This window comes from Streptomyces sp. NBC_01381, from assembly GCF_026340305.1.
In the GTDB taxonomy this organism is placed as follows: domain Bacteria; phylum Actinomycetota; class Actinomycetes; order Streptomycetales; family Streptomycetaceae; genus Streptomyces.
In genome coordinates this window covers 2015746-2038239 of the sequence record NZ_JAPEPI010000001.1, presented here as the reverse complement: position 1 = coordinate 2038239, position 22494 = coordinate 2015746, and the positions used below count along the sequence as shown (strand labels likewise).

Here is a 22494-nt window from a genome sequence, read left to right as displayed (position 1 = left end):
GAAATGCGAATTACTTCACCGAGGGGGCCACCTGGACCGTGATCGACGAGCCGTCCTTGGGCTGCTTGACGATCTTGATCTGCGTGTTGGTGTCAGTGACCTTCACGCTTCCCGTGGGGTTCTCCTTGAACCAGTAGGTGCCCTTGCGGTCGTCGAAGACCGGGACGCCCTTCTGGGACTTGATCTTCATCGCCACGTCCGCGTTGTGGAGCGTGAACGCGTCCGTCGCGTACTTGCTGAACGGCGCGTCGAACGGCTGGATCTTGTTCCGCAGCAACGTGCCGTCCGCCCACTGCAGCGGCTTGGCGTGCGCGTCCACCGGCAGGATCAGACCCTGGCCGGGGTGCTTGCTGACGTTGTTGTCCTTCTGCGAGGTGTCCCACTGCCAGACCATCAGGCCGGTCTGGTACGCGTAGTGCTCGACCCAGTCCGGACGGGACTTGGAGAAACCGAAGTTGTACGGGCCGACCTTCAGGGTCTTGTCGTACGACACGTACTGGCGGTTCTCCGCGAGGTAGTACTGGTCGTAGTCCTTGGTGAAGGACTCGCCGATGCGCGAAAAGCCCTTGGCCGTCCAGCCGTTGTCGTCGCCCTCGGCGCCGTCGTCGAAGACCTTCGCGCCGTCCGCCGTCACGGCGAGCTTGTCGGCCGCGAAGCCCTTGCCGGCGGTGCCGCCGTCCGTCGCGTACCGGAAACGGAGGTCGATCTTCTTGCCGGCGTACGCGTCGAGCGGGAAGGCGAGCTTCTTGTACGCACCCGAGACACCGGTCAACGCGGGCTTGTCACCGGCGTCGCGCGGGATGGCCTTGCCGTCCGCGGTGCCGTCCACGGGCGTCCAGTTGGCGCCGCCGTCCGTCGACACCTCGGTGTAGAGGTAGTCGTAGTTGGCCTCGATGTCCCACCAACCGTCAAGGGACAGCTCGGCCTTGGACTTGCCGGTCAGGTCGACCGACCGCGTCAGGGTGTTCTTGAGGTCGTCGCCCTGGTCGCTCCACCACTGCTTGGAGCCCTCGGTCGGCTTGACCACCGTGGTGGTGACGGCCTTCTTCGGCAGCTCGACGACGAGCGCCTGCTTGTTCTTGGTGTTGTACTCCGAAACGCCCAGCTTGTGCGTCGACTTGGTCGCCGCCTTCGCCTTGGCGTAGTCGAGCCAGCCCAGCTGGAACTTGTCCCAGGCGGTCATGTCGCCCGGCAGGTCGCCGATGGCGTCCTTGCCGGTGCCGAGCCAGGAGCCCGCCGACATCAGCGACCAGAAGCCGACCGAGTTCTCGGCCTTGCCCGTGGTGTCGTACAGGTCGGGCAGACCCAGGTCGTGGCCGTACTCGTGGGCGAAGACGCCGAGGCCGCCGTTCTCCGGCTGCATCGTGTAGTCGCCGACCCAGATGCCCGAGTCGCCGATCTGCGTGCCGCCCGCCTTGTTCTCGCCGGGGCCGGTCTTGCCCGCGTCGTTGCCGTACGCGTACCAGCGGTGCGCCCAGAGGGCGTTGGTGCCCTCGGCGCCGCCGCCGGCCGACTCGTCCTCGCCCGCGTGGACGATCTGGAAGTGGTCGATGTACCCGTCGGGCTCGTTGAAGTTGCCGTCGCCGTCGAAGTCGTAGCGGTCCCACAGGTCGTACTTGGCGAGGTCCGCCTTGATCTGCGCGTCCGTGCGGCCCTGGGCCTTCTGGTCGGCGGTCCAGGCGGTGACGCCGTCCTTCACCGCGTCCCAGACGTTGGCGCAGTTGGTGTCGCCGCAGTAATTGGAGCCGTAGCGCGCCTCGTTGTAGTCGACCTTGACCCAGTCGGAGACCCCGCCGTCGACCGAGTAACGGCCGGATGAGGTCTTCTCGTAGTAGGTCTTCAGCGAGTGCTTGGTCTTGCCCTTGGCGTCCTTGCCCTCACCGAAGTAGAGGTCCTGGAAGTGCTTCTGGTTGTAGTCCTTCTGCCAGGCCGTGCTGTTGTCCTTCGCACGGTCCGGCTCGGCTATTTTGTTGTGCGCGGGGCCGGGCTTGCCGCCGTACTTCTTGGCCGGCTTCTCGGGTCCGTCCGGACCGTCGGGGTCGTACATGGTGGTGTCGTCCACCTTGTCCCCGAACTCCACCAGGATCGTGAAGATCTTGTCGGTCTGCTGCCGGCCGAGCTCGACGTACTTCTTGTCGTCGAGCTTCACGACCTGGGAGCCGTCGCGCTTCTGGATCTTGGCGTCGCCCGCGACGACCTGCTCGAGGGCCGACTGGCGCTGCTGGGCCTGCTGCTTGCTGAAGGGCCCTTCGAGGTCGTGGTCGACCTGGGCCTTGGCCCGGCTCGGGTCCTGCCGGTCGATGGCGGGAGCCCCGGTGGACCCGCCGTCCTCGGCCGATGCGGTGGCTGCCGAGAACGTGGCGGCGGCCGCGGCCATCGCCACGGCAGCCGCGGTGGCTCTGAACGTCCGTCTTCTGACTGTCACTTGATGCTGTCCTCCCCCGCGTCCGCGCGGGGGCGGACGAGTCCCGGTCGGAGGAGGTCCGCGCGCGATACGCGTCACAAGTGACGACATTCGACCGGAGATGCTGGAGAAAAGACAGACCTTGACTTGAACAGGCCAAGTGCACTATGCAGTCGCGGAGATCCGCTATCCGGACACGCGCGGGCGGCTGCCGGAACGCGCGTGGGCGTCCGCCGAGAAGGTCAACGGGCGCGTCCGGACGTCCACTTGGTGGACGCCATGAACCCGTGCGCCCCCTGTGCTGCCGCACCGTGGGTTAGGTCACGCTTACCGCCCGTTCCCGTCGGGCATGCAGCGGATTAGAGTCAATCGACGGTGCGCCACAGCGCGCGACGGCACTTCTCAAGTCGCCGTCGCCTGGCACCCTTTGATTCGTGTACAGCACTTCGGATCCACGGTTATACAGCACAACTCATACCGTTCGACACCCCTCCGCATCCGCTGTTTCCGAGGACGGATTACGCCATGCCTCGTCCCATGCCGCTGCCTCGTCCCACGCCCGCACAGCTCACGTACGGCACAGTGACCGTCGTCTTCTCGACGCTCGCCATGCTGCTGCTCTCCCAGACGAGTTCGGGGATCGGGGTGGCGGTCATAGTCTTCGCCGCGCTCGGTCTCGGGTTACTGGTCGCCATGACCGTCCCCCAGCCGAAGCCCGCCGCTCCGGCCGCGCGGGTCGCTTCCGTCGTACGCACCGCCGAGGAGCGCGTACCGGTTCAGCGGGCCGCCGCCGCGCCTGTGCTTGCCGAGTCCGTACGCGAACCAGCGGGCCCGTGAGGATCACGAGCCCGCTGTTGTCACTGAGGCAGCCGCCGCCGCGTCCTCCTAAGTGGTGCTGACCACCACCGTCTTGGCCGCCTTGTCGTGCAGGCCCTGCTTGTAGGGCTTGTCGAAGAAGCTCCAGCCGCCGCAGATGGCCGTCCAGATGCAGGCGCAGCAGAACGCGAACGGGATCCAGAGGACGGCCGCGCGGGCGAGCGCGGCCTGCAGGGCGGGCGTCGCCCCGTCGTTGAGGTTCGCCACCCGCATCCCCAGCCACTTCTTGCCGAGGGTCTGACCCGTCTTGGCGATCAGGAAGGTGTCGTACGCGATGTAGAGCACGGCGGCGAGCAGGGACTGGCCGAAGCTCTTGCCGTACTCGACCTTGTCCGGGTCGACGTCGAACTCGTTGGTGTTGAAGAGCCAGGAGAGCAGCCAGACGACCACGCCGACGAGGATCATGTCGATGATGCGGGCGAGGACGCGTTTCCCGCTGTCGGCCAGGGGTGGCATCCCGGCGAGGGGATCCGGCACGCCGTATCCGCCACCGCTGCCGTAGGGATCACCGCCGCCTCCGCCGTACGGCGGAGGGGTCGGCGGGGGCTGCTTCCGGAAGGGGTCGTTGTCGTCGTCGGGGGGCGGTGGGTACGGCGGCGGTTCGGTACTCATGGGGCGAGTGGACCCTGAGGGCGCGATGTCCGCATCCGGCGAGCGGCTGTACGGGTTAAGGGCGGGTTTCCCTCTCCCCGACCCCGCCCCTACCCGAATCCCTTCCGGCTGCGCCGGCCGCGAGGTGACCGCAGATCACCGGCTCCGCCGAGTTCGTCCTCAAACTCCCCCAAGCTCTTAAAGAGCAGGGGGGACCCCCTCGACAGGCTGAAAAGACAGCTGGCGGGCTAGCCCGCCACGAATGTGCCCGCCGCCTTGTCGTGCCAGCACTGGCGCCACGGGCGGTCGAAGAGGCCCCACAGGACGCCCACGAGGCCGATCACCAGCACGCCCGGCACCGCATACACCAGCCACCGCTTCAACGCCGCCCCGAACGACGGCGCCTCGTGCTCCCCCATGTCCCGCACCTCGAGCCCCAGCACCTTCTTCCCCAGCGTCCGACCCCACTTGGCGGTCGGCAGCACTTCGTAGAGGACGCCGAAGACGAGCAGGACCGCCAGGACCATGCCCAGGTAGCCCGCCGTGGTGCCGTCCAGGAGCCACACCGTGACCTTCTCGCCGGACATCTTCGCCGCGTCGATCTTGCTGTCGACGTGATCGGCGGCCTTCGTGCCGAGCGGCAGCGCGGCCGCACCGGTGACCGCGGCGAGCACGACCGTGTCGATGAGCCGCGCCGCGAACCGCTTGCCCATGCCCGCAGGCCGCGCCGCCGCCTGGGCCTGCGCCGCCGCGAGGAACGGATCGCTGGCGACCGGCTTCCACGGCGCCACCGGCTGCTGCGCCTGGCCGTCGGACTCGGCGAGCTGGTGGACCTGCTGGGCCCACGAGGGCGAACCGCCACCGGGCCCCGAGGTCACCGGCGACGGCACGCCGCCGTGCGCACCGCCCTGCTGCGGAACGGAAGGCTGCGCGGGGGCCGGCGCGGGCGAGGCCGCGGCCTGCGGAGGAACAGCGGCCTGCGGCGCGCCGCCGGAGGACTTAGGGCGCAGGGCCCTGATCGCCATGGTGCCTTCGGTACCGGCCGAGGGCTGCTCGTTCGCCGCGGCGGGCCGCAACGGCCCACTGGGCCTGCGGAACGTGACAGTGCCGTCGGTCGCCGGCGGCGGCTGCTTGGCGGGCGTACCCGATGTGCCCGATGTGCCCGATGTGCCCGATGTGCCGGACGTACCCGGCTTGATTGCGCGGATCTGTACCGTGCCTGGCCCCTCCTCCCCCGCGGAGGGAGAGGCAGCGGAGGGAGACGGAGAAGGAGAGGGAGACGGGGGCTCCGGCTGTGCCGCCGGGCGTTCGCTCGGTACGCGCGGGTCCCGCGGATCGCCCTGCCCGGCCGCACCCCACGACACCCGCCGGTCCTGCTCGCCGCCGAGTCCCGTCTGCCGCCCCGCGTCCGCCTGCCAAGCCGACGCGGGCTCGGGCCTCGCCCCGTGCTGAGCGTCGGCGTCGGCGGCGGCGGAGGCCGCAGCGGAGGCGGCGCCGCCCGTCGCCTCCGGCATCGGCTCCTCGTCGAAGAAGACCGGACCGGTCTCCTCCGCGGCGGGCGCCGCGGGCTCAGCGGGCGGCAGCGATGCCGCGGGAGCCGCCGCCGCACCCGCGCCGGGCGGCGCGGGCAGCGTTTCGCCTTCGGACGGGGCGGGACGGCTCGTACCGGGCACCCAGGCCGCGCCGTTCCAGTACCGGACATATCCGGGAATGGACGGATCGGGGTAGTAGCCTTCGCGGGGCCTGTCGTCGCCTGGGGCCGGAGTTGGGGCGCTCATGTCCGTCGTCCCGTATCTGCTCGGGGGTCTTTTTGAGGCTCCACATCTATCAGACCTCCGCCGCCGGCTGTGCGGGTCCTGCCCTTCCGGCCCCCATCGGGGCACAGTTCAACCTCCAAGAAAAAACTTTCCGGAAGTCGCGTAATGCTCCGGCCACCTCGCGCTCTCTCCTTGCACGGGTCCGCTCCCAGGGCCCCGAACAAGGAAGGAACGCACCGACATGCACACCGTGGTGGAACGCGAGCTTGAGCTCAAACTCGTCCTCTCTCCGGAACGCGCCATCCCCGTCCCGGCCCGCCTCACCTACCGCACCGACGACCCGTACGCCGTCCACATCTCCTTCCACATCGGCTCCGAGAACCCGGTGAACTGGACATTCGCCCGCGAGCTCCTCGTCGAGGGGGTGTTCAGGCCCTGCGGCCACGGCGACGTCCGGGTCTGGCCGACCAAGGTCGAGGGGCGCAGCGTCGTCCTGATGGCGCTGAGTTCACCCGACGGTGACGCGCTCCTGGAGGCGCCCGCGCCCGCCGTCTCCGCCTGGCTCGAGCGCACGCTGCGGGTGGTCCCTCCGGGCTCTGAGGCTGAGCGGCTCGGCATCGACGACGGCCTCGCCGAGCTGCTCACGCCGACCCCGGCCGACGACCTATGGCTGCGCGACCCGTGGCCGAGCGACGAGTCCAAGGACGGTGAGTGAGCTCCGCAGCCACGGGGGCGACAGCGGAGCCAGAGCTTTCGAAACCTCAGAAGAGCTTGCCCGGGTTGAGGAGGGACAGCGGATCGAACGCCGACTTGATGGCGCGCTGCATCTCCACGCCCACCGGGCCGATCTCGCGTGCCAGCCACTCCTTCTTCAGGACGCCCACGCCGTGCTCGCCGGTGATCGTGCCGCCGAGTTCCAGGCCGAGGGCCATGATCTCGTCGAAGGACTCGCGGGCGCGGCGGCCCTCGTCGAGGTCTGCCGCGTCGAAGCAGACGGTGGGGTGGGTGTTGCCGTCGCCGGCGTGCGCGCAGACCCCGATCGTGAGGCTGTACTTATCGGCGATGCGGTCGACGCCGGCGAGCATGTCCGCGAGCTTCGAGCGCGGCACGCACACGTCGTCGATCATTGTCGTGCCCTTGACCGCTTCCAGCGCGGTGAGCGACAACCGCCGCGCCTGTAGCAGCAGTTCGGACTCGGCGGCGTCCTCGGCGGGGACCACCTGGGTGGCGCCCGCGGCCTCGCAGAGCGCGCCGACGGCGGCGAGGTCGGCCGCCGGGTCCGGAGTGTCGAAGGCCGCGAGGAGGAGTGCCTCGGTGGTCTCGGGCAGGCCCATGTTGGCCAGCGCGTTCACGGCCCTGATGGTCGTACGGTCCATCAGCTCGAGGAGCGAGGGGACGTGCCCCCCTTCCATGATCTTGCATACGGCATCGCAGGCGGCATCGGCCGAGCCGAACTCGGCGGCCAGGACCAGCTGTTGGGGCGGCTGCGGCTTCAGGGCGAGGACCGCGCGGACGACGATGCCGAGGCTGCCCTCGGAGCCGACGAAGAGGCGTGTGAGGTCGTAGCCCGCGACGCCCTTGGCCGTCCGCCGCCCGGTGCTCATGAGCCGTCCGTCGGCGAGGACGACGTCGAGGCCGAGCACGTACTCCGCCGTCACTCCGTACTTCACACAGCACAGGCCGCCCGAGGCCGTGCCGATGTTCCCGCCGATGGTGCAGGTCTCCCAACTCGACGGGTCCGGCGGGTAGTAGAGCCCGTGTTCGTTGACTGCGCGGGAGAGGTCGGCGTTGACGACGCCCGGTTCGACGACCGCGATGCGGTCGACAGGGCTGATCTCCAGGATGCGGTCCATCTTGACCAGGGACAGCACGATGCAGCCGTCGCTGGCGTTCGCGCCGCCGGACAGGCCCGTGCGGGCGCCCTGCGGGACCACCGGGATGCGGAGCTCGGTCGCCGTGCGCATGACGTGCTGGACCTGCTCGACGGTGCGGGGCAGGACGACGACCGCGGGGGTGCCGGCGTCGCAGAAGCTCGCCATGTCGTTCGCGTACGAGGACGTGATGTCCGGGTCCGTGAGGACGGCGTCGGCGGGGAGGGCCTCGCTACCGACACAGAGGAGTTCGATGAGTGTGCGGCTCATGATCACAGCCTCGCACCCGGGGCCATCGGTGTGAACCCGTGTGCGACGCCGGTCCGCATGCCGGGATGTGCTCTTCGTATTGACGCACAGTGTGCGTCATGAAGCCTTCGGTGAAGCGCGTACTGATCGCCTCCGTCGCCGGGTGTGTGGTGGTCGGCGGCGTACTCGTGGTGCTGCCCGACGGCGGCGGGAAGGCGGCGCCGCCCGCGCTGGGGCCCGCCGGGCGGGCGATGGCGGCGGCGGGCGCGGGGGTTCCGGCGTCGCTGCCGGACCTCGCGGTGCTCATCGGGGAGCGGGAGGCGCATCTGCGGGCGCATCCCGCCGACGACCACTCGTGGGCGGTGCTCGGGGCCGCCTACGTCGAGCGGGGGCGGCGGACCGCGGACACCGCGTACTACCCCAAGGCCGAGCAGGCGTTGCGTACGTCGCTGAAGGCGCGGCCCGCCGGGAACGTGGAGGCGCTGACGGGGCTCGCGGCGCTGGCGAACGCGCGGCACGACTTCCGTGGGGCGCGGAAGTGGGGCGAGAGCGCGGTCAAGGAGGCGCCGAAGCGGTGGACGACGTACCCCGTCCTGATCGACGCGTACAGCGGCCTGGGCAAGGCGAAGGCGGTGGGCAAGGCGCTGGAGACCCTGCAGGAGCTGCGCTCGGGCAGCCCGGTGATGGTGCGGGCCGGGCAGGTGTACCGGGACCGCGGCTGGCGCGAGGACGCGGCGGCGACGCTGACGGACGCGGCGGCGCTGGCGGAAGGGCCCGCGGAGAAGGCCTTGTGCCTGCACCGGGTGGGCGAGCTGGCGTGGGAGCGGGGTGAGCCGGCGGAGGCCCTGCGCTACTACGAGGCGGCGCTCGCCGCGGACCCGGACCACCACCCCGCCCTGGCGGGCAAGGGCCGCGCGCTCGCGGCCCTGGGCCGTACGCCTGAGGCTATGAACGCGTACCGAAGCGCCCTGACCCGTCAGCCCGCACCTGAATACGCCCTGGCGCTTGGCGAGTTGTACGAGTCGCTGCGCCTGACCCCGGCGGCGCGCGCGCAGTACGAGGTACTGAGGACCCGGGTGAAGCAGGAGGGGGTCAACGGCGTCAACGACGAGCGGATCCTGGGCTTGTTCGAGGCGGACCACGGCGACCCGGACGAGGCGGTGCGGCGGCTTCGGGCGGAGTTCAAGCGGCATGCGAGCCCGGAGGTGGCGGACGCGCTGGGCTGGGCGCTGCATCGTTCCGGCGACTCCGAACTGGCCCTGAAGTACGCCACAAAGGCAACGGACAAGGGCCCGCGCAGCGCGCCCTTCGCCTACCACCGGGGCGAGATCGAGCGGGAGCTGGGCAAGTACGGCGCGGCCCGCCGCCACATCACCGAGGCCCTCCGCATCAACCCACACTTCTCTCCACTGCTGACCCCGGCGGCCCAATCGGCTTTGGAGTCCCTGGGCGACCCTCCGGAGGGCGGCCCGGAACAGATGTACGCCCCTGCCCCGAGGCAGGCGGCACCCGCCGCTTCGAGCGCGCCGTCGACGACGGGGCAGAAGCGTCGGGAGCCGCCCGCTCAGGAACCGTCGGTCAGAGATTCCCCCGCTTCTCCTGCTCCCGCTCGATCGCCTCGAACAGGGCCTTGAAGTTGCCCTTGCCGAAGCCCATCGAGCCGTGGCGTTCGATCATCTCGAAGAAGACCGTCGGGCGGTCCTGGACCGGCTTGGTGAAGATCTGGAGCAGGTAGCCGTCCTCGTCACGGTCGACCAGGATCTTCAGCTCGCGGAGGGTTTCCACGGGGACGCGGGTCTCGCCCGCCCAATCGCCGAGGGTGTCGTAGTAGGAGTCCGGGGTGTCCAGGAACTTGACGCCCGCCGCCCGCATCGTGCGGACCGACTCCACGATGTCGTTCGTGGCGAGCGCGATGTGCTGGACGCCCGCGCCGCCGTAGAACTCCAGGTACTCGTCGATCTGGGACTTCTTCTTGGCGATGGCCGGTTCGTTGATGGGGAACTTCACCTTCAGGGTGCCGTCCGCCACCACCTTTGACATCAGCGCGCTGTACTCCGTCGCGATGTCGTCGCCCACGAACTCCTTCATGTTCGTGAAGCCCATGACCTTGTTGTAGAAGGCGACCCACTCGTTCATCTTGCCGAGTTCGACGTTGCCGACGCAGTGGTCGATCGCCTGGAAGGTCCGCTTGGCCGGCGGCTCGACGATCGGCGAGGCGGGCGAGAAGCCGGGCAGGTAGGGGCCGTCGTAGCCGGTGCGCTCCACCAGCGTGTGGCGGGTCTTGCCGTACGTCGCGATGGCGGCGAGCACCACCGTGCCGTTCTCGTCCTTGAGCTCGTACGGCTCGGTGATCCCGCGCGCCCCGTGCTCGACGGCGTACGCGTAAGCCGCCCGCGCGTCCGGCACCTCGATGGCGAGGTCGACGACGCCGTCGCCGTGCTCGGCGACATGGCTCTCCAGGAAGTGGCCCCAGTCCGTCGACGCCTTGATGACGGAGGTGAGGACAAAGCGGGCGGCGCCGTTGGTCAGGACGTATGAGGCGGTCTCACGGCTGCCGGTCTCCGGGCCGGAGTACGCCACGAGTTTCATGCCGAAGGCCGTCGAGTAGTAGTGGGCCGCCTGCTTGGCGTTGCCCACGGCGAAGACGACCGCGTCCATTCCCTTGACCGGGAAGGGATCTGCCTCGCGCGCGGTGTTAGGGGTGCCAGAGGTGGCCGACGTGGGCTGGGTGTTCGCGGTAGCTGCCATATCCGCAGGCTCCCGCCGTATCGCAAGGTGCGCAATAGTTCGCGTTTTTGCTGGGCAATCTGACCAGTAGCAGGTCAGTATGGCGGGGCTATCTGTACATGATGACCACCACCGCAGGGGAGACAGAGGCGACCATGGCGATCGATCATCTGGACGGCAGGCTCATCGTGCTGCTCGCCCGCGAGCCCCGTATCGGCGTCCTCGAGGCGTCCCGGCGGCTCGGCGTCGCGCGCGGCACCGTACAGGCCCGGATGGACCGCCTTCAGTCGAACGGAGTCATCCGCGGCTTCGGCCCGGACGTCGATCCGGCGGCCCTCGGCTACCCCGTCACGGCCTTCGCCACGCTGGAGATCAAACAGGGTCAGGGGGCCGATGTGCGGGCGCATTTGGCGACCGTCGCGGAGGTACTGGAGCTGCACACCATCACCGGGCACGGCGACATGCTGTGCCGTCTCGTCGCCCGGTCGAACGCCGATCTCCAGCGTGTGATCGACCGGGTGGTGGGTTTTGATGGCATCGTCCGGGCTTCCACGGCGATCGTCATGGAGAACCCTGTTCCGCTGCGGATCATCCCGTTGGTCGAACAGGCGTCAGGTGATGCCTGACGCGGGTAGGTAGGGATCGAACAGCGAGCATCGTACGCAGCACGCGGGCGCCGGGAGCCTCCCGGCGCCGTCTGAACCGCGCCTGGGTGAGGTGAGCAGTTCAGTGAGCTTCTGGGACTACCTCGGCAACCGCCACCAGCAGTTGCTGACGGACGCGTACCAGCACGCAAGCGCGGTATTCCAGTGCATGGTCGTGGCGACCGTCGTCGGCGTACTGATCGGCATCGTCACGTACCGCAGCGAGTGGGCGGGCAATCTGGCCACGACCGCCACCTCCGCCCTTCTGACCGTCCCGTCGCTCGCCATGATCGGTCTGCTGATCCCGATCGTCGGGCTCGGTGTCGCGCCGACCGTCATCGCGCTGACCCTGTACGGGCTGCTTCCGATCGTGCGCAACTCCATCGTCGGCCTGCGCGGCGTCGACCCCTCCCTGGTCGATGCCGCGAAGGGCATCGGCATGTCGCGGATCACCCGCCTGATGCGGGTGGAACTGCCGATCGCCTGGCCGCCGATCCTCACCGGCATCCGGGTGTCGACGCAGATGCTGATGGGCATCGCCGCCATCGCCGCGTACGCGTCGGGCCCCGGCCTCGGCAACGAGATCTTCCGCGGCATCGGCTCGCTCGGCAGCAAGAACGCGCTCAACCAGGTGCTCGCGGGCACGCTCGGGATCATCATCCTGGCGCTTCTCTTCGACGCCGCGTACGTCCTGATCGGCCGGCTGACGATCCCGAGGGGTATCCGTGTCTGAGACCACCGCGACCGCCGAGGACACCGCGGCCCCGGCCGCCACGACCGGCGCGACGATCGAGTTGGAGAACCTCACCAAGCGCTATCCGGGCAGCAGCGACCCCGCCGTGGACAGCGTCAGCATGGAGATCAAGGCCGGCGAGATCGTCATCTTCGTCGGCCCGTCGGGCTGCGGCAAGTCGACCACGCTGAAGATGATCAACCGGCTCATCGAGCCGACCAGCGGCCGTATCCGCATCAACGGCGAGGACGTCACCGACATCGACCCGGTGAAGCTGCGCCGCAAGGTCGGGTACGCGATCCAGTCGTCCGGGCTCTTCCCGCACATGACGGTGGCTCAGAACATCGCGCTCGTACCGAAGATGATCGGCTGGGGGAAGTCGCGGATCAAGGACCGGATCGAGGAGATGCTCGACCTGGTCGGGCTCGACCCCGCCGAGTTCCACCACCGCTATCCGCGCCAGCTATCCGGCGGCCAGCAGCAACGCGTGGGTGTGGCAAGGGCGTTGGCGGCCGATCCGCCGGTGCTGCTGATGGACGAGCCGTTCGGCGCCGTCGACCCGATCACCCGCGACCACCTCCAGGACGAGCTGATCCGGCTCCAGCACGAGCTGCACAAGACGATCGTCTTCGTCACCCACGACTTCGACGAGGCGATCAAGCTGGGCGACCGCATCGCGGTCCTTCGGGAGCGCTCGCACATCGCGCAGTTCGACACCCCGGAGGCCATCCTCACCAACCCCGCCGACGACTTCGTGTCGGGTTTCGTGGGCGCGGGCGCGGCTTTGAAGCGGCTCAACCTCACCCGCGTACGCGATGTGGAGATCGCGGACTTCGCGACGGTGACCGTCGACGACCCGCTCCAGGAGATCTTCGACAGGCTGCGGGCCAGCGGCACCAACGAACTGCTGCTCCTCGACAAGCGCCGCCGCCCCTACAAGTGGCTGCGGCGCGGCGACCTGATGCGGGCCAAGGGCTCGCTGGCCCGCGCGGGCACCCTCGTGCACGACACCGTCACCCGTGACGCCACCCTGCGCGACGCGCTCGAAGCGGTCCTCACGGACAACGCGGGGCGGGTCGCGGTCACCGGGCGGCGCGGCGAGTACACCGGTGTGGTGGACATGGAGACCCTGATGAACTCCGTCCACGAAATGCTGGAGGCCGACCGGCTCGACGCCGTGGAGCACCAGCACGAACTGGAGGAACAGCGCGCCCTGTTGACCCACCACGAGCAGGAGGGCGACGGAGGGGAGACGAAGGCGTGAGTAGCATCCCCGGAAGCAGCCCCCGGATCCCCGAGCACAAGCCGTCGCCCGGCAACGGCAACGGCGCCGACGACGACCGGCCCGAGGGCGAGCACGACGTCAAGGGTCACCCGTTCCGCGACTCGGGAGAGGGCGAGCCGGAGCCGGCGCCCCCGGCGGACACGGGCAAGGAGCGGCGGATCGGCTGGCTGAAGCTCACCTTCCTGCCCTCGGTGCTCGCGGTGATCCTGCTCCTCACCTGGTGGTGGTTCGAGCAGGCCGAGCTCGACTCGATCGCCGAGAACGCCCTGGCGGAAGGCAATGTCTGGCTCAGACTCCGCCAGCACATCCAACTGACGGCGATCTCGACCTTCTTCGTGCTGATCATCGCGATCCCGCTGGGCATCCTGCTGACCCGCAAGAAGCTGCGCAAGGCGGCGCCCGTCGCCATGGCCGTCGCCAACATCGGCCAGGCGACCCCGGCGATCGGTCTCCTGGCCCTGCTTGTGATCTGGATCGGCATCGGGGAGAAGGCGGCCCTGATCGGCATCATCATCTACGCCGTCCTGCCGGTCCTGTCCAACACGATCGCGGGCCTGAACGCCAATGACCCGACCTTGATGGAGGCCGCGCGCGGCATCGGCATGTCGGCATGGGGCGTCCTCGGCAAGGTCGAACTCCCGCTGGCCGTACCGCTGATCCTCGCGGGTGTGCGCACCGCGCTCGTCCTGAACGTCGGCACGGCGACACTCGCCACGTTCGGCGGTGGCGGCGGTCTCGGCGACCTGATCACCACCGGCATCACCACGCAGCGGATGCCGGTGCTCGTGCTCGGCTCGATCCTGACGATCTCGCTGGCACTCCTGGTGGACTGGCTGGCGTCCCTGGCCGAACTGGTGCTTCGTCCCCGCGGGCTGGAGGTGGGGTCATGAGGGTCACGTTGCGTACGGCGGCGGTCGGCGCCCTTGGCGGGGCCCTGCTCGTGAGCTGCGGGCTCACCAGCGGCAGCCCCATGGTGGACGACGTCAAGCCGGGCACGATCGGCAAGGGGCTTCCCCTGAAGGGCGCCGATCTCACCGTCACCTCCAAGGAGTTCACGGAGCAGCTGATCCTCGGCGCGATCATGGGCATCGCCTTCGAGGCGGCCGGCGCGGAGGTCCTCGACCGGACGGGCATCCAGGGCTCGATCGGCGCGCGGGAGGCCGTCAAGAACGGTGACGCGGACGGCATGTACGAGTACACGGGCACCGCTTGGATCACGTACCAGGGCAACTCCGAACCCATCGACGACCCGCAGAAGCAGTGGCAGGCGGTGCACGACGCGGACCTGAAGAACGGCATCACCTGGCTGGCGCCGTCCACGCTGAACAACACCTATGCCCTGGCCATGAACCAGAAGAACAGGGCCAAGTACAAGACGAAGACCCTGTCCGACGTGGCCGCCCTCGCCGAGCGGGACCCGAAGGCGGTCACGCTGTGCGTGGAGAGCGAGTTCGCCTCGCGCGAGGACGGTCTGCCGGGCATGCAGAGGGCGTACGGGATGAGCATCCCGAACTCCAACATCACCAAGATGGACACCGGGATCATCTACACCCAGGCCGCCAAGGGGACGTGCACGTACGGCGAGGTCTTCACCACCGACGGCCGCATCAAGGCGATGAACCTGACGCCGATGGAGGACGACAAGCACTTCTTCCCCAACTACAACGCGGCTCCGGAGATCAACAGCAAGGCGCTGAAGGAACACCCCGAGATCGCGGAGGTCCTGACGCCCATCACGAAGAAGCTGAACAACACGGTGGCGCAGGACCTGAACTCCAAGGTGGATGTGGACGGGCAGGATCCGCATGAGGTGGCGAAGGACTGGTTGATCCAGGAGGGGTTCATCAAGGAGTAGGCCCAACTCCGTTGATCATCAAGCGAGATGCAAAGACTCCGTTGCAGAGAAACCGTTGCAACGGAGTCTTTGCATCTCTACGCTCAACGGCATGACGGAGCAACCCGAGGGCCGGAAGGTCCGTACGCTCGACGCCCGCTCCCTGCGGGGCATCGCGCACCCCTTGCGGATGCGGCTGCTCGGCTCGTTGCGCATCGACGGCCCGGCCACCGCGTCCCAACTCGCTGCCAGGTTCGGGGAGTCGAGCGGCGCGACCAGCTATCACCTGCGCCAGCTCGCGGCACACGGCTTCGTCGAGGACGCCCCCGAGCACGGCAAGGGGCGGGAGCGGTGGTGGCGGGCGGCGCACGAAACCACCGTGTTCAACGACAGGCTCGCCCGCGACGCGGACCCGGTGGTGCGCGGGGCGGCGGCGCTCTACCTGCAGCACGTCGCGGCCTTTCACGCCGAGGGACTTTCCACCTGGGTCGGCACGAGCCATGAGTGGCCCGAGGAGTGGCAGTCCAGCGCGGACATCAGTGACCACACCATGCGACTCACCCCCGAGCTGGCGAGCGAGCTGGACCAGAAGGTCCATCAACTGATCGAGAGCTACCGCGAATTGGCCCCCGCCGATGACGACCCGAAGGCCGAACTCGTACGCATCCACACCCACGTCTTCCCGACGCGACGACCCGACTGAGAGGGCTCCGCAAGCGATGCACGCAGACATCCATCTCCTGATGCACCACGCCCGCGCCGCCGAACTCCACGAAGCGGCACCCTTACGGAAGCAGCGCCCCCAACTGCGTACTCAACTCGGCTGGCGAATGGTCGAGTTGGGCCTCTGGCTCGTCAACAGCTCGGAACTTTCCCGCCCTTATCAAGGGCCCGCAGGGACTCGATCGTGCCTGTCAGCGTCGTGACCGGAATCAGCTGAAGCCCCTTCGGCTTCTCCGCCTCCGCGTCCGCGCACTCGTCCTTCGGGACCAGGAAGACGGTGGCGCCGTCGCGCCTCGCGGCCTGCGTCTTCATGGAGACACCGCCGACCGGGCCGACCTTGCCGTCGGCGGAGATCGTGCCGGTGCCCGCGATGTCGCGGCCACCGGTGAGGTCGCCGCCGCTGCCGTTGCCGTCGATGAGGTCGATGATGCCGAGGGAGAGGAAGAGGCCCGCGCTGGGGCCGCCGATCTTGCCGAGGTCGACGTCGACGTTCACCTTGTCCGTGCCGTCCACGCCGCTCTCGTCGAGATAGGCGAGCGCGGCCCGCGTGGCGGTGTCCTGCGACTTCTTCATGTCGCCGAGGTTGTGCTTCTCGACTTCCTTCACGTCGTCGCCGGTGGGGTAGACCGAGTCCTTGGGCATCACGGACCGGTCCGTACGGAACCAGCCGTCCACCACGTCGCCGAGGCTGACGTCGGTCTCGGGACCCGTGGCGACGATCGTCGTCATCCGTAGCTGCCCCTTGGGCTCCCGGGTGGGGGCGCCGGTGATCGTGATGACCCGCTTGCCCTCGCTCTCCCCGAGTACGTTCGCCGTCGACCCCGGCTGGGCCACGGCGAACGGCAGCGGCGCCAGGCCCGCGACGGCGAGCAGGGCGACCACGGGGACGGCGCAGACGCCGAGGGCCTTGGGGCGCGAGAGGCTGGAGAGGGAGAACACGGGATCAATCTAACGTGACGATCCAGGTGCCCAATATTGAGCCCGTCGAGGGGGTCCCCCCTGCTCTTTAAGAGCTTGGGGGAGATTGAGGACGAACTCGGCGAAGCCGGTGATCGACGGTTCGCCCGCGCGGCCTCAGCGCAAGGCGTCCGCTACCTCCCTCGCCGCATCCACCACCCGCGGCCCCACCCGCTCCGGCACGGAGTCCGCCAGCATGACGACGCCGACGCTCCCCTCTATGCCGGTCACACCCACCAGCGGGGCGGCAGCCCCGCTCGCGCCGGCCTCGAGCTCGCCATGAGTCAGCGCATAGCCCGGATCGGTGCCCGACCCCTGCCGGGCGGCGAGGATGGCTCGCCCCGCGGCGCCCCGGTCGAGGGGGTGCCGGAAGCCCGTCCGGTAGGCCACGTGGTAATCCGTCCAGGTCGGCTCGACCACGGCGACGGCCAGGGCCTCCGTGCCGTCCACCAGCGTCAGGTGCGCGGTGGCACCTATGTCCTCGGCGAGCGAGCGCAACGCGGGCAGCGCGGCCTCCCGCACCAGCGGATGCACCTGGCGGCCCAGCCTGAGCACCCCGAGGCCCACCCTGGCCCGGCCGCCCAGGTCCCTGCGGACCAGCGCGTGCTGCTCCAGGGTGGCGAGCAGCCGGTACACCACGGTGCGGTTCACACCGAGCTTGTTGGACAGCTCGGTGACGGTGAGTCCATGATCGGTATCGGCCAACAGTTTGAGGACACGCAGTCCTCGGTCGAGCGTCTGGGAAGTCTCCGCGGTCACGACGCCCACTCCTTAGGTGAGAGTCGACGGCCCCTTTACGCGGCGGTTGCGTCGCCGGTCCCGTGGGCGACGCGCGTCAGAGGCCGCCGGTCGGAACTCCGGCTGCGCTCCGCGGCGGCGCTGCCACGGGGCGTTTACGTTGCGGGGACAGTAGCGAGGCCGTCCCGCTCAGCGGAAGACTCCGTCCAGAATCCGGGCACCGCGATGGGAGCTGCGCCCCTCATTGCCCCATTACGCGGAGCGCGGGCGGCGGAGCGTGCACCACCCCTCCACACGGAACACACCCTTCCGTGGCGGGCGCCCAGAGGGCCCGGAGCGCGGGCCCCGCCGCTGTCAGAGGCGGCCGGTAGCGTCCGCTGCCATGACCGACATCACGTACTCCCTCATACCCGAGCTGAACCTCCTCAAGGAGTTCGACGAGAGCCCCGCCGGGCGGTACGGCTTCGCGGACGGTTTCGAGTTCTACACGTACGACCGGCGCGACGCGGGCCTCGTCGAGTGGCTCGGCCTGGATCAGGAGAAGCCCTTCCTCGACCGGCTCATCCCCTTCGCCCAGGCCACCGGCTCCGGCTCGTTCTACGCGCTGTGGCGCTGCGACGACCGGGAGGATCTGGCGACGCTGCCGGTCGTCTTCTTCGGCGACGAGGGCGATCTCGACGTCGTCGCGCGCGGCCTGCGGGAGCTCTTCCAGCTGCTCGCGCTCGACGACGAGTGGTACCTGCACAAGGACGAGGAAGAGGACGAGGAGCCCTCCGCCGGGCACGAGGAGTATCTCGCCTGGCTGGAGCGGCACTTCGGGCTCGCCGCGCCCGAGGACGCCGACGTCATCCTGGAGGCGGCCGGCGACGAGTACGGCGCCCGCTTCCTGCGCTGGCTGATCCCGCACGTCCCCGAGGACATCGCCGAAACCCTGCGCGAGGACCTCAGCGCATTCGAGTAGCCCACTCCCCGACCTTGGCGATGCGCTGCCGCAGCTGTCCCGCCGTCGCCTCCGCGCTCGGCGGGCCACCGCAGGTGCGGCGCAGCTCCGTGTGGATCACGCCGTGCGGCTTGCCGCTCTGATGGACGTACGCGCCGACCATCGTGTTGAGCTGCTTGCGCAGTTCGAGCAGCTCCTTGTGGGAGACCACGGGCCGCCGCTCGGCCGGGAGTTCAAGAAGATCCGCCTCCTCGTCCGGCCGCTTCTTGCTGTGCGCGATCTGCCGGGCCTGCCGCTTCTGGAGCAGCATCTGCACCTGGTCGGGTTCGAGCAGACCGGGGATGCCGAGATAGTCCTGCTCCTCCTCGCTCCCCGGGTGGGCCTGCATGCCGAATTCGGCACCGTCGAAGAGCACCCGGTCGAAGACGGCGTCGGACTCGAGCGCCTCGAAGGAGAACTGCTCCTGCTCCCCCGTGTCCTCGTCCTGCTCCTTGTTCGCCTCGTCCATCTCCTTCTCGGACTCGGCGTAGGGGTCCTCTTCCCCCTCCTTCTTCGGCTTGTCGAGCGCGTGGTCGCGCTCGACCTCCATCTCGTTGGCGAAGCCGAGCAGGTCGGGGACGGTGGGCAGGAAGACGGACGCGGTCTCGCCGCGCCGCCGTGAGCGCACGAAACGCCCCACGGCCTGCGCGAAGAAGAGCGGAGTGGAGATCGTCGTGGCATACACACCCACCGCGAGACGCGGGACGTCGACGCCTTCCGACACCATCCGGACCGCGACCATCCAGCGGTCGTTCCCGTCGCTGAAGTCGTCGATCCGCTTCGAGGCGCCCGTGTCGTCGGAGAGGACGACCGTCGCCTTCGTCCCGGTGATCTCCCGGATCAGCTTGGCGTAGGAACGCGCGGAGTCCTGGTCGGACGCGATCACGAGCCCGCCCGCGTCCGGGATGGCCTTCCTGACCTCGGTGAGCCGCTGGTCGGCGGCCTTGAGCACGTTCGGCATCCACTCGCCACGCGCGTCGAGGGCCGTCCGCCAGGCCTGCGAGATCGCGTCCTTGGTCATCGGCTCGCCGAGCCGCGCAGCGATCTCGTCACCGGCCTTGGTCCGCCACCGCATGTTGCCGGAGTAGGAAAGAAAAATGACGGGCCGCACGACCCCGTCGCCGAGGGCACTCCCGTATCCGTACGTGTAGTCGGCGGAGGACCGCCGGATGCCGTCGTTCCCTTCTTCGTACGTGACGAAGGGGATCGGGTTGGTGTCGGACCTGAACGGAGTACCGGTCAGCGCCAGGCGCCGCGTCGCGGGCTCGAACGCCTCCAGGCAGGCCTCGCCCCAGGATTTGCTGTCCCCCGCGTGGTGGATCTCGTCGAGGATGACGAGGGTCTTGCGCTGCTCGGCGCGGTTGCGGTGCAGCATGGGCCGCACGCCCACACCCGCGTACGTGATCGCGACGCCGTGGTACTCCTTGCTCAGCGGGCCCGCGCTGTACTCCGGGTCCAGCTTGATCCCTACGCGGGCCGCGGCCTCCGCCCACTGCTTCTTCAGGTGCTCGGTCGGCGCGACCACGGTGACCTGCTGCACGACATGGTGGTGAAGCAGCCAGGACGCGAGCGTCAGGGCGAAGGTCGTCTTGCCGGCGCCGGGCGTCGCGACGGCGAGGAAGTCACGCGGCTGCTCCTGCAGATACCGCTCCATCGCACCCTGCTGCCAGGCACGCAGCTTGTTGGCCGTGCCCCACGGGGCCCGGCCGGGGAAGGCGGGAGAGAGGTGGTGGGAGGCGGCGGACGAGGAGGCGGCGGTGGTAGTCACGGTCTCCGTTTTTGACGATCGGGTACGTACGACAACCGGGCCACCTTACCGGTGATGTGTTGACGCGCGGCCGACGACAATGCGGAGTCTGGGCCCGGTGCGACGGGTGTCACATGACCCGCTCAGTCCGTACGTTCCTTGAGCCGCGTCCCCACCCACGCCCCCACCAGGGCGACTGCCGCCATCGGCAGGAAGACGGCGACGAAGGCCGCCGGATGGGACCCGCCCGCCTCGCCCACGCCGTGCCCCGCGCCGACCATTCCGCCGCCGAGCGCGGCGAAGGCGGCCCCTCCGGCGGCGAGCAGCAGGGCGTTGGAGAGGCCGTCGGAGATCTGCAGGGCGGCGGAGTTGGCGCCGGCGTCCTGCGGCGCCGAGAGCCTGAGCAGCAGCACGCTGGTCGACGCGATGACCATGCCCATGCCGAAGCAGCCGAAGGCCCAGGCGACGGCGACGATCCACACGGGCACGGCATGGATCAGCACACTCGGAGCGGCAACGATGGCGGAGGCGACAAGCACCATCCCCACCACCATCAGCTTGCTCCGGTACGGCTCCATACGCGGCCGCGACTGCACATACGACCCGAGCGCCCAGGTGGCACCGCCCACCGCAAGCGAGAGCCCCGCCATGGTCGGGCTGAGCCCGCGCTCGGTGACCAGCATCAGCGGCACGAAGGACTCGGCGGCGATGAAGGACCCCGCGGCGATGCCACGCAGCAGCACGACGGAGGGCAGCCCGCGCACGGCCCGGTAGGTCCCGCGGGGCAGCAGCCCGAGCACGGCGGGAACGAGCACGGCAGCTCCGACGGCCGCGGGCAGCAGCGAGAGCCAGCGCAAGTCCTGCCCCGCGTACTGCAGGAGCCCGGCCCCCAGCGAGATCCCCAGGGCGAGCCGGATGCGCCGCCGGTCGAAGGCCTCGACGGGGGCGGCGGGGTCGACGGGCCCGGAGGCGGTGCGCCGGATGGCGGGCAGCGCGAGCGCGAGCGGCCCGACGACAAGAACAGGGATCCCGACGAAGACCCAGCGCCACCCCAGGTGCTCGGTGACGGTCCCGGAGACCAGCGGCCCGACGACGGACGGCACGACCCAACTGGCCGCGAAAGCAGCAAGAATGGACGCCCGCAAATGCTCCGGATAGGCCCGACTGACAACGACGTACAGCGCAACAATGACAAGCCCACCCCCGAGCCCCTGCACGGCCCGCCCGAGGATGAACATCCACATGGCCCCGGCGGTCCCGGCGAGCAGCAGCCCCGCGGCGAAGGCGGCGATCCCGCCGGCAAGCGGCCCGAGCGGCCCACGCCGATCGGCCCACTGCCCGGCGAGCACCATGCCGAAGAGACTGGTGGTGAAGTAGGCGGAGAAGGCGAAGGCGTACAGCGACACCCCGTCCAGCTCACGGGCGGCGACCGGCATGGCGGTCCCGACGGCGGTCGCCTCGAAGGCGATGAGCAGAACGACGGAGACGATGCCGAAGCTGAGCGCACGATAGGGCTTGCGCAGCACCCCTCCGCCCTGGGACCCCTCGGGCGGCGATATCGATGCGTCGGGGGTGACGTCGGTGTCACCGTGTTCCAGAGCGGTCATGCCGGCCAGCGTAAGGGTCATTCCCCTCGGTGACCCCTGTCCGAAGTCGCTGGCCTTCTGGTCCCTTGGTCGTACGCCTCCGCTACCGGCGAGTAGGGGACTGGTATCACCTAGCTACCTTGATACCTGTCCAGTATCATCGACGTATGGCGATGACACTCCGACTCCCCGACGACCTCGACCAGGCCCTCACTGAGCGCGCCCGCCGCGAGCGCCGCAGCAAGCAGGAGCTCGCCATCGAGGCCATCCGCGACGCCCAGAACCGGGCCGAGCTGAAGATCGATGACGTCTTGGCCGAGCTGATGGACAGCGACGCGGAGATCCTGGACTACCTCAAGTGAGCGAAGTTCGATACGTCCAGATCGACGAGATCCTCACGATCGCCCGCACGGTCAACGGTACCGAACACAGCGTGCGCGACATGGGACTCTTGGTCTCAGCGATCGAACGGCCCCGGACCAACGTGTTCGGGGCCGAGCCGTATCCGACCCTCCATGAGAAAGCGGCAGCCCTGCTGCACTCGTTCGCCCACAACCGCGCACTGATCGACGGCAACAAGCGCACCGCCTGGCTCGCGATGCGCTTCTTTCTGCGCGTCAACGGTGTGAGCGCTGCTGTTCGCCCGCCGGACGTCTCCATCGCGGGCCCGTTCGTCGAGGAAGTCGCCCAGGACAACATCGACGTACCGACCATCGCCAAGCGCCTGTCGGCCTGGTTCCCGGTCTCCTGACCACACGGCTCGCCTCGGGGCAGCTCTCCGACGCGCACGACT

At 69.2% G+C, this 22494-nt stretch carries 21 protein-coding genes; 12 read left to right on the top strand and 9 right to left on the bottom strand.

The window, feature by feature from the left end:
* Positions 1-10: 10 nt before the first annotated feature.
* Positions 11-2425, bottom strand: coding sequence for an immune inhibitor A domain-containing protein (locus tag OG453_RS09735; protein ID WP_266866502.1), 2415 nt, complete (start codon positions 2423-2425; stop codon positions 11-13).
* Positions 2426-2947: 522 nt separating this feature from the next.
* Here OG453_RS09735 and OG453_RS09730 point away from each other — a divergent pair.
* Positions 2948-3241: a hypothetical protein gene (locus tag OG453_RS09730; protein WP_266869775.1), complete on the top strand. Its 294-nt coding sequence runs from the start codon at positions 2948-2950 to the stop codon at positions 3239-3241.
* A gap of 48 nt (positions 3242-3289) precedes the next feature.
* Here OG453_RS09730 and OG453_RS09725 read toward each other — a convergent pair whose 3' ends face one another.
* Positions 3290-3892, bottom strand: coding sequence for an RDD family protein (locus tag OG453_RS09725; RefSeq protein WP_266866500.1), 603 nt, complete (start codon positions 3890-3892; stop codon positions 3290-3292).
* A 227-nt stretch (positions 3893-4119) separates the two neighbouring features.
* Positions 4120-5649, bottom strand: a complete 1530-nt coding sequence (locus OG453_RS09720) for an RDD family protein (protein ID WP_266866498.1) — start codon at positions 5647-5649, stop codon at positions 4120-4122.
* Between the two features lie 220 nt (positions 5650-5869).
* Here OG453_RS09720 and OG453_RS09715 point away from each other — a divergent pair, with 220 nt between their 5' ends.
* A complete protein-coding gene (locus OG453_RS09715) occupies positions 5870-6343 on the top strand; it encodes an SsgA family sporulation/cell division regulator (protein WP_266866496.1) in 474 nt (157 codons plus the stop codon).
* Between the two features lie 46 nt (positions 6344-6389).
* Here OG453_RS09715 and OG453_RS09710 read toward each other — a convergent pair whose 3' ends face one another.
* Entirely contained in the window at positions 6390-7769 is a 1380-nt protein-coding gene (locus OG453_RS09710) for an FAD-binding oxidoreductase (RefSeq protein ID WP_266866494.1), read from the bottom strand.
* A gap of 98 nt (positions 7770-7867) precedes the next feature.
* On the opposite strand from OG453_RS09710, the gene OG453_RS09705 reads away from it, so the two are divergent.
* Positions 7868-9382, top strand: a complete 1515-nt coding sequence (locus OG453_RS09705; RefSeq protein ID WP_266866492.1) for a tetratricopeptide repeat protein — start codon at positions 7868-7870, stop codon at positions 9380-9382.
* On the opposite strand, the gene hppD is transcribed toward OG453_RS09705, so the two are convergent.
* Entirely contained in the window at positions 9327-10496 is a 1170-nt protein-coding gene (gene hppD / locus OG453_RS09700; protein WP_266866490.1) for a 4-hydroxyphenylpyruvate dioxygenase, read from the bottom strand. The genes OG453_RS09705 and hppD overlap by 56 nt on opposite strands.
* Positions 10497-10630: 134 nt before the next feature.
* Here hppD and OG453_RS09695 point away from each other — a divergent pair, with 134 nt between their 5' ends.
* The 6 genes from OG453_RS09695 to OG453_RS09670 all read left to right on the top strand — a co-directional run bounded on the left by OG453_RS09695 (position 10631) and on the right by OG453_RS09670 (position 15674).
* Positions 10631-11101, top strand: a complete 471-nt coding sequence (locus tag OG453_RS09695) for an Lrp/AsnC family transcriptional regulator (protein ID WP_266869774.1) — start codon at positions 10631-10633, stop codon at positions 11099-11101.
* 103 nt (positions 11102-11204) lie between these two features.
* On the top strand, positions 11205-11852 hold the full coding sequence (locus OG453_RS09690) for an ABC transporter permease (RefSeq protein ID WP_266866488.1): 648 nt from the start codon (positions 11205-11207) through the stop codon (positions 11850-11852).
* Complete coding sequence (locus OG453_RS09685; protein ID WP_266866486.1) at positions 11845-13116, top strand: betaine/proline/choline family ABC transporter ATP-binding protein; 1272 nt, start codon at positions 11845-11847, stop codon at positions 13114-13116. The genes OG453_RS09690 and OG453_RS09685 overlap by 8 nt, the downstream gene beginning before the upstream one ends.
* 26 nt (positions 13117-13142) lie before the next feature.
* Entirely contained in the window at positions 13143-14027 is an 885-nt protein-coding gene (locus tag OG453_RS09680) for an ABC transporter permease (RefSeq protein WP_266869773.1), read from the top strand.
* Positions 14024-14992: a glycine betaine ABC transporter substrate-binding protein gene (locus tag OG453_RS09675; protein ID WP_266866484.1), complete on the top strand. Its 969-nt coding sequence runs from the start codon at positions 14024-14026 to the stop codon at positions 14990-14992. The genes OG453_RS09680 and OG453_RS09675 overlap by 4 nt, the downstream gene beginning before the upstream one ends.
* Before the next feature lie 91 nt (positions 14993-15083).
* Positions 15084-15674 carry a transcriptional regulator gene (locus OG453_RS09670; RefSeq protein WP_266866482.1) on the top strand — a complete coding sequence of 197 codons (591 nt, stop codon included), beginning with the start codon at positions 15084-15086 and terminating at the stop codon, positions 15672-15674.
* A 152-nt stretch (positions 15675-15826) separates the two neighbouring features.
* Here the strand turns inward: OG453_RS09670 and OG453_RS09660 are convergent, their stop codons facing one another.
* Together OG453_RS09660 and OG453_RS09655 are read right to left on the bottom strand one after the other, a co-directional pair.
* Complete coding sequence (locus OG453_RS09660) at positions 15827-16633, bottom strand: S16 family serine protease (protein WP_266866478.1); 807 nt, start codon at positions 16631-16633, stop codon at positions 15827-15829.
* 135 nt (positions 16634-16768) lie between these two features.
* The gene (locus tag OG453_RS09655) at positions 16769-17410 is read right to left on the bottom strand and encodes an IclR family transcriptional regulator (RefSeq protein ID WP_135330836.1); all 642 of its coding nucleotides are present in this window, start codon (positions 17408-17410) and stop codon (positions 16769-16771) included.
* A gap of 361 nt (positions 17411-17771) precedes the next feature.
* On the opposite strand from OG453_RS09655, the gene OG453_RS09650 reads away from it, so the two are divergent.
* Complete coding sequence (locus OG453_RS09650) at positions 17772-18350, top strand: hypothetical protein (protein WP_266866475.1); 579 nt, start codon at positions 17772-17774, stop codon at positions 18348-18350.
* On the opposite strand, the gene OG453_RS09645 is transcribed toward OG453_RS09650, so the two are convergent.
* Positions 18334-20136, bottom strand: a complete 1803-nt coding sequence (locus OG453_RS09645; protein ID WP_266866473.1) for a DEAD/DEAH box helicase — start codon at positions 20134-20136, stop codon at positions 18334-18336. The two genes, OG453_RS09650 and OG453_RS09645, sit on opposite strands and share 17 nt — an antisense overlap.
* A gap of 122 nt (positions 20137-20258) precedes the next feature.
* Positions 20259-21722, bottom strand: a complete 1464-nt coding sequence (locus OG453_RS09640) for an MFS transporter (RefSeq protein WP_266866471.1) — start codon at positions 21720-21722, stop codon at positions 20259-20261.
* Positions 21723-21868: 146 nt separating this feature from the next.
* Between OG453_RS09640 and OG453_RS09635 the strand changes: the two genes are divergently transcribed.
* Both OG453_RS09635 and OG453_RS09630 read left to right on the top strand, forming a co-directional pair.
* Positions 21869-22063 (top strand): hypothetical protein, encoded by a 195-nt coding sequence (locus OG453_RS09635; protein ID WP_266866469.1) that lies wholly within the window; start codon positions 21869-21871, stop codon positions 22061-22063.
* Entirely contained in the window at positions 22060-22452 is a 393-nt protein-coding gene (locus OG453_RS09630; RefSeq protein ID WP_266866467.1) for a type II toxin-antitoxin system death-on-curing family toxin, read from the top strand. The genes OG453_RS09635 and OG453_RS09630 overlap by 4 nt, the downstream gene beginning before the upstream one ends.
* Positions 22453-22494 lie beyond the last annotated feature (42 nt).